Origin of the sequence: Neorhizobium sp. T25_13 (assembly GCF_002968675.1) — a bacterium.
Taxonomy (GTDB): domain Bacteria; phylum Pseudomonadota; class Alphaproteobacteria; order Rhizobiales; family Rhizobiaceae; genus Neorhizobium; species Neorhizobium tomejilense.
This window is the reverse complement of sequence record NZ_PVBI01000008.1, coordinates 108,407-121,613: the sequence shown is the minus strand read 5'-3', so window position 1 is coordinate 121,613 and position 13,207 is coordinate 108,407. Positions and strand designations below refer to the sequence as shown.

Below are 13,207 nucleotides of genomic sequence, written 5' to 3'. Positions count from 1 at the left end.
ACATGCAGGACAGGCTGAAGATCTATCGGCTGGTGCCGACAGCTGCGCCAAAGGATCCGAACTGGCAGAACTCGCCACCGCATGGCGAAGTGGTGGTCCGGGCAAAGACCGCCGGCGATGCGCGGCTCGTGGCGAGCCAGGCGGAACTGGATTTCATGGAAATCGATGCTTCGCCCTGCGAGGGCAATTCGACCGAGATGGCGAGCGCCTTCCGCAGCGACAAGCTCTATACGGTGATCGAGGACAGTAGCGGCCGGTTCGCACCGAACGGGCCGCGGTGCGTGATCGGCGGGCGTGTGCGCGTCGACAACCTGATTTCGACCCAGCTCTGACGGCTTGAGGCGGACCTATCCAGGACAGGCAGCATCAGTCGGTTTGGCCGTCGGTCTTTTCGTTGAGTGCCCTCTGCAGCTCGCGCGCCAGGTCGAGCAGCCGATCAGGAACCTCTTCCTTCTCGATTTCGGTCAGAAGGACCGAGACCTTGCGGTTAACCCGCCGTCCCATTCTGACGTCCTGTTCCGCAACCGGAGTGTCTTGTTTCGTCATCCCGACCTCTGACGTAATCACCGCCGGCACATCTGTCGCCGAACAATGTCCGCCCGCCATAACCCTACATTAGCTTTCCATACATCATTACGGCTAACTTCGGATATCCCGAAAAAGTCACAGAGGACAAATGAATAAAGCGACTCCCTATCCGGGAGCCGCTGCATTTGTTCCAGAGGTTTTTTGGAAACTCAGTGCCTGGGCGGTTTCGGCGTGCCCGATGGGATGGATGTCACCGTGCTCGAGACGGGATCGCTCGCTGGAAAGGTATCTTCCAGCCCCTCGTTGAGCTGCTCGTCCAGCTCCTTCTTTTCGCCGCGCTCGCGAGCTGACTGCTCGGCTTTTTTGGGCGAACCCTTCTGCACGGAGTTGGGAATGCTGTTGGTGCTCATCTGATTTCTCCTGGCCTGTTTCATCACGAAAACGGTTTGGATCGAACGTTTGTTCCGGAACCAAGCGGAGGCGGCGCGGGTTATCGGGCAAACGAAGGAGTTTTGTCGTGGCGCCGCGCGTATTCTGGAAAGGTTATTTGAAGCTCTCGCTGGTCACCTGCCGCGTGACGATGACGCCGGCCATCTCCGAAGGAGCCAAGGTGCGGTTCCACAATATCAACCGCAAGACCAACAATCGCGTCCTCAGCCAGTATGTCGATGCCGAGACCGGTGAGGCGGTCGAGGACGACGATCAGGTCAAGGGTTATCCGAAGGGCGAGGACGACTACGTTCTTCTCGAAGACGAAGAGATCGAGGATGTCGGGCTCGAAAGCACCCGTACGATCGATATCGAGACTTTCGTGCCGGCGGGCTCGATCGGCTGGATCTGGTACGACCGGCCGCACTACCTGGCGCCGGACGACGAGGTGAGCGCCGAGGCGTTTGCGGTGATCCGGGAGGCCATGGCAAAGACCGGTACCGGCGGCATTGCCGGGCTCGTCATGTATCGTCGAGAGCGCGCGGTTCTGCTGCTGCCCAAGGACAAGGGGATCGTGGTCTGGACCTTGCGTTACGGCGACGAGGTCCGCGACGCAGACGAATACGCCGTCGAAAAACCGAAGGAGAAGGCCGATGCCGAGCATCTGTCGATGATGAAGAAGATCATCGACGAGCGCACCGAAGCCTGGAAGCCTTCGATGGCGGACGATCCGGTCCAGGACCGGCTGCTCGAAATCATCGCCGAGCGCAAGAAGAGCCGGAAGACCAGGAAGAAGGTCGAGGAGAAGGCCCCCGAGCGCAGCAGCAACGTGATCGACATCACCGCCGCGCTGAAGAAGAGCTTGGAGGCGGAACGAAAGGCGCCGAGGAAGTGAGCCTTTCCCTGACTTCTATCGTTTCTTCTTTCCCTTGAACTCGATCGGGGCTTCTGCCTTGCGAAAATCTCCCCAGGGATCGTTCGTCTGCTGGGCGATGCGGGCCGGGGCGTTGTTGACGGTGAAGTAGTTGGGGCCGATCGCGCCCCCGAGCTCGTCCCAGGTGATCGGCATGGAGACCGGGGCGCCGGCGCGGGCACGGGTGGAGTAGGGGGCCACGGCGGTATTGCCGCGCCCGTTGCGCAGGTAGTCGATGAGGATCTTGCCGCTTCGCTTCGACTTGGTGATCGTCGAGACATATTTGTCGGGATCGTCGCCGGCCATGCCGTCGGCCAGCGCCTTCATCGCCGCCTTCACCTCCGGCCATTCCGCCTTCTGCTTGACGGGGGCGACCACATGCAGGCCCTTGCCGCCCGAGGTCTTGACGAAGGCCACCAGTCCCATGTCCTCGAAACGACGCTTCACCTCGTGTGCTGCGGCGATGATCTCGGTCCACGACACGCCTTCGCCGGGGTCGAGGTCGATATTGACCATGTCCGGCTTTTCCCAATCCTCGAGGTTGGAGCCCCAGGGGTGGATTTCGAGGGTCGCGCCCTGAACCAGGCCGAGCAGCCCGTCGAGGTCGCGGATGGTGATGTCCTCTTCCGCCGGATCGGTCGGGTCCTTCACGAGTACGGCATTCTTGGTCATGCCCTTCCAGCCGTGTTTCTGGAAGAAAAGCTGTTTGCCGATGCCGTCGGGTCCACGCACCAGCGCCAGCGGGCGGTTGACGACGAAGGGCGCCATCAGCCGCCAGACTTCGGTGTAATAGTCGGCAAGCCCGGCCTTGGTCACCCCGGCATCCGGCCAGTAGACCCGGTCGGGATGGGTGAGATTGACCGTCCGTTTCGGCGGCTTCGGTTCTTCCGCTGCGTTCACAGGCCCGCCCTCCCGGACGATATCCTTCGGGTCCTTGTCTTCGCGCAAGCCCCGGAAGGCCGCATGGCGGATATGCGCATCCGCCGTCCAGCCGCGAAATTCCACTTCCGCCACCAGCTCGGGCCGCACGAAAACGACATCCTTCTTTTCCACCGCCGCGAGCTTTTCGTCAAACGGGCTTTCGCCCGTCTGAATCTCCTGGAGGCTCTTGAAGAGCGATTGCGCCACGGCGTTCGAATAACCCGTGCCGACGCGGCCGGCATGCCGCAGCTTCCCCTTGTCGTAATATCCCATGACCAGCGATCCGATCGCCGTCCTCGAAACGGAGGAGGGGACAAACCCGGCGACCACGAATTCCTGCCGTGCCGAACATTTCGACTTCACCCAGTCGCGGCCTCGGCCCGGACGGTAGGGCGCGTCCGAGATCTTGGAGATGATACCTTCGAGGCTCAGCCGGCAGGCATGTTTCAGAACCAGACCGCCTTCGTCGCCGAAATGCTCGCTGTAGCGCAGGGCCGGGCCGCTGCCGGCCAGCAGGGTTTCCAGCGCCTCCTTGCGCTTCAGCAGCGTCGCGCCGGTCAGGTCGTAACCGTCGAGGTGAAGAATGTCGAAAGCGTAGAAGGTAAAGCGGTCGTCCCGGCCTTCGCTGAGGTCCTGCTGAAGCAGCGAGAAATCCGTGGCGCCGGAACCGGCCTCGACCGCCACTTCCCCGTCGATGATCGCATCGGCCGCGCTAAGCTTTCCGAATTCCGCGAGGATCTCGTCTCCGAACTTGTGCGTCCAATCGAGCCCGGTGCGCGTCAACAGCTTTATCTTGCCATTTTCGACACGGGCCTGCAGGCGATAGCCGTCGAGTTTGATCTCGTGGACCCAGCGTTTGCCGGAAGGGGCGCTCTTTACCAGCGTCGCAAGCTGCGGCTCGACGAAATCCGGGAGTTTTGCTTTCCGGGCGCCCTTGATCTTCGACGCTGCGATGTCGGATTTTTCCGGTTCGGGATCGGATTTCGCCTTTGCTTTCGGTTTGGCCGTGTTCTTTGCTGCCGGTGGCTTGCGGCCCCAGATTTCATCCAGCGTCCTGCCTGATTTCACCGAAAGCGGCATTTCGTCGAGAATGTCCTTGTCGCCCTCGGCGCGGGCGAATTCGTCCTCGCCCTTGACCAGCAGCCAGTTCTCTCGCTTTTCTCCCGGCCTCGGGGCCATGCGGATCAGGTGCCAGCGGCCTTCCAGCTTCTCGCCCTTCAGCTCGAATTCCAGATGGCCTTTCCTGTAGGCCTTGTGGGGATCGCCGATGGGTTCCCAGCTGCCGCGATCCCAGAGCAGCACGGCGCCGGCGCCGTAATTGCCTTTGGGGATCATGCCTTCGAAACCGCCATAGTCGAGCGGATGGTCCTCCACATGCACAGCAAGCCGCTTTTCGCCGGGCACGAAGCTCGGGCCGCGGGTGACGGCCCAGCTTTTCAGCACGCCGTCCATTTCCAGCCGGAAATCGTAGTGCAGCCGGGTGGCGTCGTGTTTCTGGATCACGAAACTGTTGCCGGATGCCTTGGCCTTGCGGCCGGAGACTTTTCCCTGAGGCTCCGGGGAAGCCTTGAAGTTCCGCTTCTGATTGTAAGTTTCGAGCGCCATGATCAGCTCGCCTTTCTCTGCGGGGCGGCAGTCTTACGAGATACGGTTTTCTTGGCGGATTTCTTCGGCGCGGTCTTCTTGCTGCCGCCGGCGCTCTGACGCAGTGCGTCGAGCAGGCTGGAGACCTTCTTCGGTTCCGGCTTCGGCTGCTTCCTCAGCTTGCGGCCTTCGATCTTCGCCTTGATCAGCTCCGCAAGGGCTGCCTCGTAACGGTCGTCGAACTCGCTCGGGTCGAATTCGCCGCGTTTGGTGTCGATGATGTGCTCCGCGAGATCGAGCATCTCGCCCTCGATCTTGAAGCTCTTGATGTCGGAGAAGATCTCCTTCGCCGACCGGACCTCGTAGTCGTAGTTCAGCGTGTTGGCGATCAGCCCTTTCTCGCTCGGTCGGATTAGCAGCGTGCGCAGCCGCCGGAAGAGCACGGTGCGGGCGAGTGCGACGACATTCTTCTCCTTCAGCCCTTTTCGGATCAGCTCGAAGACCTCTGCGGAGGGTTTGTCGGCAGGTGCTAGATAATAGGGGCGGTCAATGAAGATGGTGTCGACGCCGTCGCAGGGAATGAAGGTTTCGAGCTCCAGCGTCTTGTCGCTCTCGGGTACGGCGGCCTTCACCTCGTCGGGCTCAAGGAAGACATATTGGCCGCTTGAAACTTCGTAGCCTTTGACGATGTCTTCGCTTTCGACCTGCCTGCCGGTGTCGGCGTCGGCCATCTGGCGGTGGACGCGGTTGCCGGTCTCGCGATTGATGATGTGAAAGCTGACGCGGTCGGATGTCGATGCAGCCGTATAAAGCGCAACCGGACAGCTCAGCTCTCCGACCTTCAGATATCCTTTCCAGTTTGCACGCGGTGCCATATCCGAACTCCCGGCCGAACTCTGTGAAAGTCCTATCAACAGGCCTGCCGACCTGTTTGTTCCCTCGAGCGGCGCGCGGTTTCCGTCACGAAGATGAACAGGGCATTCATCTTGGGGGAACCAAATACGCAAGGCGTGCGTTTGCCCCCGTCATTCCAGCCATGAAGACTTCGGAGAGGTAGGCAACGGTGTCTGAATCACAGTTGAATGGTGATCCTGCACGTGCAGACATAGTGAGGCTTATTCCGGCTCTCCGCGCATTTGCCCGTACTTTCTGCCGCAATCCCAGCGATGCAGACGACCTGGTGCAGGAGACGCTGATGAAGGCGCTCGCCAATCTCGATAAGTTCGAGCCGGGCACCAAGCTGAAAAGCTGGCTTTTCACCATCATGCGCAACACCTTTTACACGCGGGCCAAGGTGCTTGGCCGCGAGGCGCCGGGGATCGAGGAGAACATCTCCGGGGATACGCCGGTAGCGGCGAGCCAGGAGATGGCGGCAAGAGCCCAGGAGGTCCAGCGTGCGCTCCAGAAACTGCCGCCGCATTATCGTGAAGTGCTGACGCTGGTCGCGATCCTTGGGGAAAGTTACGAGGCGACGGCGGAGATCTGCGATTGCGCGGTGGGCACGGTGAAAAGCCGCCTCAACCGGGCGCGGCATCAAATTCTGCAGGAACTGGGAGAAGAAACCAACTGAGCTGCCGCATCGCGACAGCTTTTTCTTTGGAGGTCGTCATGAAGTTCATATTGATCGCGGTGGCGATCGTCCTGGTGACGATCGCCCCGGTTTTCGCGTTTATCTAGCCGGTCAGACCGGATCCTGGTCGAGGTCCGGGTAATGCCGGAAAATGCCCGACTCGTTGAAGGCGAGGCGGCGCTTCGACTTGAGATAGGCTTCGATATTCGGACGTCTGGCGACCGCGTCGCGCAGCTTGGCGATGTTTGGATAATCGCTGTCGAAGTTTTTCATGGCGCGCGGGAAGGCGTAGTGGAGGCCCTCGGCGAGCTGGAAGAGCGACAGGTCGACATAGCTCAGGGCGTCACCCACCGCATGGCCGCTCTCTGTGGGGTTTGTGGTGATGATGCGATCGAAATAACCGATAAATTTCGGCACGCGGTGTTTCAGAAAGGCCCTGGAACGAGCCTTGGCCTCCTGCCGCTGATCCTCGTAATAGTCGGCGGTGCTGATCGGGTGGTGCGTGTCGTGCACTTCCGTGATGAAATCGGTGATCGTCAGCTGCAGCCCGTGGGCGAAGAGGCGGGATTTTTCGTCTTCCGGCACCAGATCCAGCTTCGGCCCGAGATAGTGGAGAATGTTGGCGACATGCGAGACGATCAGGTCGCCATCTTTAAGGAAGGGTGGTGCGAAGGGCATATCGTAGCCGTGCTTGCCGTGGATATAGTCCATCATCTTTCCCGTGCCGCGATCGGTACGGGCGACATCCACATAGTCGGCTCCGGCCTCTTCCAGCGCCAGCCGCACAAATTCGCCGCGGCCCTGAAGGCCGTCCCAATAATAAAGTTCGTAGGTCATCGTCACTCCAGAAATTCTGCGATCTTTTTCAAATCTTCGACGAAACGGGCCCGGTTGAGCTCCGCATCCGGCTGATCCAGCGTCCTCAGCAGTGCCGAAGGGTGGATGGTCACCAGCACCGGCAAGCCATCCGGCGATCTCAGGACCGTACCGCGGTCGCGTGTCACTTTCGCCTGCTTTCCCAGCAAGGCATAAAGCGCCGTCGCGCCGAGCGCTACAGCGAGTTTCGGGTGGACAAGGCGCAGCTCCGCCGCCAGCCACCAGGCACAGGCCCGGACTTCGCCGGCATTGGGCTTGGCGTGGATGCGGCGCTTGCCGCGCGGGGTGAACTTGAAATGCTTCACCGCATTGGTAACGTAGCAGATGTCGCGCTCGATACCGGCCTCCTCCAGACAACGATCGAGGAGCTTTCCCGCCGGCCCGACGAATGGCTTGCCCGCCTGATCCTCCTTGTCTCCCGGCTGCTCACCGACAAACAGCACTTTCGCCTTCGGTGGCCCTTCGCCGAACACGAGATGCGTGGCGTTCTTGTAGAGGTCGCAACGGGTGCAGTTTTCCGCATCCTGCCTGACGTCCGGCACCGCGCTGCCCTCCGCGCCGGGCGTCTCGAAGGCTGGTCCTTTGGGCGATGTCAGCATCCTTCCAACTCCTTGTAGCGATGCCAGAACCTGCTTGGTCGCGGGAGAGTTCCTTTAAATTTGCATCGCGGGAACACGAGCTGGAACTTTTGCACAGAGCTTGTGTTGATGGCTCGGGGTACCGCGAGGTTTTTCGCGCCCGGGGATTTTCCAGTTCGGATAGGGTTTTGATTATGGCTATCAGGATTACGGCGGTCGTTTTTATTTTGATCGGCTTGGCTCTGGCCGTTGGCGGCGGGCAACTGCTGCTGCTTGGAGGCAGCGCCTATTACATCATCTGCGGTCTTGGCTTCGCGGCGACCGGCATCCTGCTTTTCCTGAGGAGCGCCATGGCACTCAGGGTCTATGCCGTGATCGTGCTGGCTTCGCTCGCCTGGGCGATCTGGGAAGTCGGGCTCGACTGGTGGCAGCTCGGCCCGCGCGGCGGCTTGATCATCGTGCTGGGCCTCTGGCTTCTGACCCCTTGGGTCCGCACCCCGCTCGGCTTTTCAAGCCCGACCGGCATGCGCTACGGCGCCAGTGCCCTGCCGCTCGGAATTGCGCTGATGATCGCGGTCGTCGTCGCCGTCGTCTCGATGTTCCTTGATCCGCTGGACCAGAGCGGCGAGCTTCCCGAACAATCCGTCGCCGCCGCTCCGTCGATGGGCGGCAACGTGCCGGCCGGTGAATGGCACCAGTATGGAGGGACGCCTTATGGGCAGCGTTATTCGCCGCTCGACCAGATCAAGGTCGACAACGTCGCCAACCTCACGGAAGTGTGGCGCTACCAGACCGGGGACGTGAAGCGGCCTGACGACGTGGGCGAGACGACCTATCAGGTGACGCCGCTCAAGGTGGGCAATTCCCTCTATCTCTGCACGCCGCACAACCTTGCGATCGCGCTCGATGCGACGACCGGCAAGGAGAAATGGAAATACGACCCGAATTCCGGAATGAACCCGGATCGCCAGCACCAGACCTGCCGCGGCGTCAGCTATTACAAGGACGCTGCAGCCGCAGCCGGCAGTCCGTGTGCGGAACGGGTCTATTTGCCGACGTCGGATGCGCGGTTGATTGCACTCGATGCCGCGAACGGTCAGGTCTGCACCTCCTTTGCCGACAACGGAACGCTGCAGCTCACCAGCGGCATGCGGTACAATCCGGCCGGTTACTACTACTCGACCTCGCCACCGGCGATCGTCGGCAACAAGATCATCATCGGCGGGGCGGTCAACGACAACTATTCCACCCAGTCGCAATCCGGCGTCATCCGCGCCTTCGACGTGAATACGGGGCAGCTGATCTGGAACTGGGATTCGGGGAACCCGTCCCAGACGCAGCCGCTGCAGCCCGGCCAGACCTACACGACGAACTCCCCGAACAGCTGGTCGGTGTTCAGCGTCGACGAGGAACTGGGCCTCGTTTATATACCGCTCGGCAACCAGGTGCCGGACCAGCTCGGCATTGGTCGCAGCGAGAATGTCGAGAAATATTCCTCCTCGATTGTCGCGCTCGATCTCAATACCGGCGCCGATCGATGGGTGCGCCAGACGGTGCATCACGATCTATGGGACATGGACGTCCCCGCCCAGCCGGTTCTCCTCAACATCACCAAGGCGGATAATACGGTGGCGCCGGCTCTGGTCGGCCCGACCAAGCAGGGCGACATCTACGTGCTCGACCGGCGCACCGGAGAACCGATCATCCCGATCACCGAGGAACCGGCGCCCGGAGGTGCGATCCCGGAAGATCGTACCGCGCCGACGCAGCCGACATCGGCCTTGTCGTTCAAGCCAAGGCCGCTCGAGGAACGGGACATGTGGGGCATCACGATGTTCGACCAGATGGTTTGCCGCATCTGGTACCACCAGTACAATTATCTCGGCCGATACACTCCGCCGTCGCTGAAGGGCTCGATCATCTATCCGGGCAATTTCGGCACGTTCAATTGGGGCAGCGTCGCGGTCGATCCGGAACGGCAGGTGATGTTCGGCATGCCGACCTATCTCGCCTTCACCTCAAGGCTGGTGCCGCGTGCGGACATCCCGCCAAAAGGCCAAGGCGAGAAGGGCAGCGAGCAGGGTCTCAACCGCAACGAAGGGGCGCCCTATGGCGTCTTCATGGGGCCGTTCCTCGGGCCGCTGCAGATCCCCTGCCAGGCGCCGCCATGGGGCTATGTCTCGGGCGTCGACCTCAGGACCGGCCAGATCGCCTACAAGCATCGCAACGGCACGGTCTACGACATGACGCCGCTGCCGCTGCCCTTCAAGGTCGGGGTGCCCGGCATAGGCGGGCCGATGATCACCAAGGGCGGCGTGGCGTTCCTCGGCGCTGCGGTCGACAACTACCTGCGCGCCTACAACCTCACCAACGGCCGTGAACTCTGGAAGGCGCGGCTGCCGGCCGGCGGGCAGGCGACGCCGATGACCTATGCGGTCGACGACGGGCGGCAGTTCGTGGTGATGGTGGCCGGCGGACACGGCTCGGTCGGCACCAAGCCCGGCGATTACGTGATCGCCTATGCGCTACCGCGATAGGCAGGCCCGAACAAAAAGGCCCGGGCGTCCGACGCCCGGGCCTTTCTCGTTCATCATTGGTGTCAGGAGGTCACCCCGAGCGGGTAAAACGGAGTTCGTTGCGCACGGTTGCCACTCCGGCGACGCCGAGCGCCACCTCCTCGGCTCGTGCAATCTCGCTTTCCAGCTGGACCGTGCCGCTCAACGTGACCTCGGAGCCGCGGGCGATGACGGCGACGTCGCTTGCATCGATACCGCCGGCAGACGCCAGCGCATCGGAGACCGCCCCTTCGAGCGTCGCGCTTGGCGGGAATTCCGCCTCAACCTCAGGAGGCGTCTCGTGAAAATGCTGATGCTTGAAGACCATTATCGTACTCCGTTCTGACACGGCACGACAACGCGCGGCGAGGGCGATTGGTTCAGCGCCCGCCGGCGAGAACCGTGGCGATGATCTCCTCAAGCTGGTTTTGCGAGAAGGGCTTCGGCAGTCGCGGCAGGCGATCGTCGCCACCGGTAGGCAGTTCGGCGTAACCGGTTGCCAGCACCACGGGAAGGCCCGGTCTTTCTTCGCGGATGACGGCGGCAAGTTCCGAGCCGGTCATGCGCGGCATCGAATGATCGGTGATGACGAGATCGATATCATGGGCGCCGCTTCTCAGCTCCTTCAGGGCGTCGGTACCACTATAGGCTTCGATCACGGTGTGGCCGAGATCCTCCAGCATCAGCGTGGTGTTCATCAGGACCAGCGCGTCGTCATCGACGGCGAGAATGGTCAGGCGTCCTCGGGGAGTTGCAACTGGTGAAGGCATGTTTTTCTCCGAAGACTGCGGACAATCGTTTGCATCTGCCGCAGGCAGGTAGAGCGAAACAGTGGTGCCCTTGCCCTTTTGGCTTTCGATATCGAGTTTGCCGCCCGACTGTTCGGTCAGGCCCTGCACCATGGAAAGTCCGAGCCCCGTCCCCTTGCCGACACCCTTGGTCGTGAAGAAAGGTGTCGTCGCGCGGACCAATGTCTCCTCGTCCATGCCTTCGCCGCTATCGGCGACCGAGAGCCGAACATATCGGCCGGGCTTCAGCCTACCGGTCGTCTCGTCGGCCGAATATTCCTCGGCGCTGATGACGATCGTGCCGCCGCCGGCCATCGCGTCGCGGGCGTTGACGACAAGGTTCAGAAGCGCGGTCTCGAGCTGAACCGGGTCGCTCGCGACATGCGGCAGGTTCTTGGCAAACCGGGTTTCCACGGAAGCGGAGGCGCTGAGCGAGCGCTGGACGAAATCCATCATACCGCCGACAAGTGCCGCCACGTCGATGGCCTGCATGTTCAATTCCTGTCGCCGGGAGAATGCCAGCATGCGCTGGGTGAGGGCAGCACCCCGCTCGGCACCCTGAATGGCATTGTCCAGCAGCGGCATCAGCGCCGGATCGTCGGGCAGCCGTTTCTTCAGGATTTCCAGGCTGCCCAGCACGGCCATCAGCAGATTGTTGAAATCGTGGGCGACGCCACCGGTCAGCTGGCCGATCGCCTCCATCTTCTGGGATTGGAAAAGTTCCTCGCGCGCCTGGGTGAGGGCCTTCTGCGCCTCGACTTTTTCAGTGATGTCGCGCGTGATCTTGGCGAAACCGAGAAGCGTGCCTTCCTCGTTGCGGATCGCGTCGATGATCACATGTGCCCAGAAGCGCGTGCCATCCTTGCGCTGCCGCCAGGTTTCCTTCTCGAAGCGCCCCTCGCGCCGTGCGGTCTCCAGGCTACGGTTGGGTTCGCCGCGCTCGCGATCCTCCGGCGTGTAGAATTTTGAAAAATGCTGGCCGACGATTTCGTCCGCCGTATAGCCCTTGATGCGCGCGGCACCCGCATTCCAGTTGCTGACGCAACCGTCCGGGTCGAGCATGTAGAGAGCATAGTCGGTGACCCCCTCGACGAGGAGCTGGAATTTCTCCTCGCTCAATCGGAGTTCCGTCTCGGCTTTTTTCCGTTCGGTCAGATCGCGGGTCACCTTGGCGAAGCCGAGAAGCTCGCCGGAACGGCCCCAGATAGGGTCGATGATGACATGAGCCCAGAAGCGGCCGCCGTCCTTGCGGACCCGCCAGCCTTCCTTTTCGAAGCGGCCTTCGGTCGCAGCAGTCCGCAAAGCGTGCTCGGGCGCACGCGCCAACCGGTCCTCCGGGGTATAGAAGCGGGAAAAGTGCTCGCCGAGGATTTCCCATGCCTCGTATCCCTTGAAGCGCTGGGCGCCGGGATTCCAGCTGACGATCTTGCCCTCAGGGTCAATCATGTAGATCGCATAGTCGGTGATGGCGTCTACGAGAAGACGATAACGTTCCTCGTCAAGCAACGAAACGTCGTAACTTTGCGGCGCACTCATCAATAGTCCCCAGCCCACGAAGTTAGTGGTCTAATGCTCTGTAGCAACGAATAGTTGTGACTATGCAACAGGATCATTACTCTTCCCCGGCCCACGAAGCCCGTGGTCTAACGCGACATAATGTCCAAGTCCCATTTTGGTTCCCTGTTTCCCAAACTTTTTATCTTGAGTGCCCAACGGCGACGAGCCGAGACGGGTTGACGGATGACGAGTTTTTCTTTACGACTGACGAAAGATGAAAATCGTCACACGTAAAACGAAAGACTTCAGCGGTATGGATACCAACGAAAATACCCTGGACACCTCGCGGCAGGACAATGTCGGCCGCATCCTCGATGCGGCGGAGCGGCTGTTCAAGCATTACGGCTACACCAAGACGAACGTGGCGGATATCGCGCGCGATCTCGGCATGTCGCCTGCCAATATCTACCGTTTCTTCTCGTCCAAGGCCGACATCCATCAGGCTCTGGCGCACCGTATGCTCGACGGCAGCTATCAGGCGGCACTCGCCAACGCGAAGCGGCCGGTGAGCGCCGCTGAACGGCTGCGCAATCACGTCCTGCAGCAGCACCGCTTCACGCTCGAGACCATGCTCGACGAGAAGAAGGTGCATGAGATGGTGGTGATCGCCATCGAGCAACAATGGCCGGTCATCGAGCAGCATCTCGAACGTATCCGCCTCGTTATTGCAGACCTTATCAAGGACGGCATCGAAGCCGGCGAGTTCCGCGAGCAGGATCACCAGCTCGCAGCCGAATGCTTCATGTCGTCCGTGGTCATGCTTTGTCATCCGCAGCTCATTGCGGATTGCCTTCTGGAGACCAGGATCGGCAAACCCGAGGATCTGGTGGAATTCGGCCTCAGGGCCCTCAGATAATTCGCTTGAAATAGTTCCGGGGCGCCAAGGGGCGTCTTGATCGAAAACCCGC

The 13,207-nt window shown here is 61.2% G+C and carries 13 protein-coding genes; 5 read left to right on the top strand and 8 right to left on the bottom strand.

Annotated features, from left to right (window positions below):
* Nucleotides 1–2 precede the first annotated feature (2 nt).
* Nucleotides 3–332 (top strand): hypothetical protein, encoded by a 330-nt coding sequence (locus tag C5J22_RS19725; protein ID WP_046666476.1) that lies wholly within the window; start codon nt 3–5, stop codon nt 330–332.
* A 34-nt stretch (nt 333–366) separates the two neighbouring features.
* Here C5J22_RS19725 and C5J22_RS31305 read toward each other — a convergent pair whose 3' ends face one another.
* Nucleotides 367–546, bottom strand: coding sequence for a hypothetical protein (locus C5J22_RS31305; RefSeq protein ID WP_172746709.1), 180 nt, complete (start codon nt 544–546; stop codon nt 367–369).
* A gap of 191 nt (nt 547–737) precedes the next feature.
* Nucleotides 738–938, bottom strand: coding sequence for a hypothetical protein (locus C5J22_RS19720; protein WP_105439605.1), 201 nt, complete (start codon nt 936–938; stop codon nt 738–740).
* Between the two features lie 107 nt (nt 939–1,045).
* Here C5J22_RS19720 and C5J22_RS19715 point away from each other — a divergent pair, with 107 nt between their 5' ends.
* Complete coding sequence (locus tag C5J22_RS19715) at nt 1,046–1,852, top strand: Ku protein (RefSeq protein ID WP_105439604.1); 807 nt, start codon at nt 1,046–1,048, stop codon at nt 1,850–1,852.
* A gap of 15 nt (nt 1,853–1,867) precedes the next feature.
* Here C5J22_RS19715 and ligD read toward each other — a convergent pair whose 3' ends face one another.
* Nucleotides 1,868–4,396, bottom strand: coding sequence for a DNA ligase D (gene ligD / locus C5J22_RS19710; protein ID WP_105439603.1), 2,529 nt, complete (start codon nt 4,394–4,396; stop codon nt 1,868–1,870).
* A gap of 2 nt (nt 4,397–4,398) precedes the next feature.
* Complete coding sequence (locus C5J22_RS19705; RefSeq protein WP_105439602.1) at nt 4,399–5,250, bottom strand: Ku protein; 852 nt, start codon at nt 5,248–5,250, stop codon at nt 4,399–4,401.
* A 203-nt stretch (nt 5,251–5,453) separates the two neighbouring features.
* On the opposite strand from C5J22_RS19705, the gene C5J22_RS19700 reads away from it, so the two are divergent.
* Nucleotides 5,454–5,945, top strand: coding sequence for a sigma-70 family RNA polymerase sigma factor (locus C5J22_RS19700; protein WP_245440483.1), 492 nt, complete (start codon nt 5,454–5,456; stop codon nt 5,943–5,945).
* A gap of 111 nt (nt 5,946–6,056) precedes the next feature.
* Here the strand turns inward: C5J22_RS19700 and C5J22_RS19695 are convergent, their stop codons facing one another.
* Both C5J22_RS19695 and C5J22_RS19690 read right to left on the bottom strand, forming a co-directional pair.
* Nucleotides 6,057–6,782 carry a glutathione S-transferase gene (locus C5J22_RS19695; RefSeq protein ID WP_105439601.1) on the bottom strand — a complete coding sequence of 242 codons (726 nt, stop codon included), beginning with the start codon at nt 6,780–6,782 and terminating at the stop codon, nt 6,057–6,059.
* 2 nt (nt 6,783–6,784) lie between these two features.
* Nucleotides 6,785–7,420 (bottom strand): UdgX family uracil-DNA binding protein, encoded by a 636-nt coding sequence (locus C5J22_RS19690; protein WP_105439600.1) that lies wholly within the window; start codon nt 7,418–7,420, stop codon nt 6,785–6,787.
* A gap of 173 nt (nt 7,421–7,593) precedes the next feature.
* On the opposite strand from C5J22_RS19690, the gene C5J22_RS19685 reads away from it, so the two are divergent.
* Nucleotides 7,594–9,936, top strand: a complete 2,343-nt coding sequence (locus C5J22_RS19685) for a glucose/quinate/shikimate family membrane-bound PQQ-dependent dehydrogenase (protein ID WP_105439599.1) — start codon at nt 7,594–7,596, stop codon at nt 9,934–9,936.
* A 70-nt stretch (nt 9,937–10,006) separates the two neighbouring features.
* Here C5J22_RS19685 and C5J22_RS19680 read toward each other — a convergent pair whose 3' ends face one another.
* The gene (locus tag C5J22_RS19680) at nt 10,007–10,282 is read right to left on the bottom strand and encodes a BON domain-containing protein (RefSeq protein WP_105439598.1); all 276 of its coding nucleotides are present in this window, start codon (nt 10,280–10,282) and stop codon (nt 10,007–10,009) included.
* A 52-nt stretch (nt 10,283–10,334) separates the two neighbouring features.
* Nucleotides 10,335–12,278 (bottom strand): PAS domain-containing sensor histidine kinase, encoded by a 1,944-nt coding sequence (locus C5J22_RS19675; protein ID WP_105439597.1) that lies wholly within the window; start codon nt 12,276–12,278, stop codon nt 10,335–10,337.
* A gap of 274 nt (nt 12,279–12,552) precedes the next feature.
* On the opposite strand from C5J22_RS19675, the gene C5J22_RS19670 reads away from it, so the two are divergent.
* Entirely contained in the window at nt 12,553–13,155 is a 603-nt protein-coding gene (locus tag C5J22_RS19670) for a TetR family transcriptional regulator (protein ID WP_105439596.1), read from the top strand.
* The last annotated feature ends 52 nt before the right edge of the window (nt 13,156–13,207 follow it).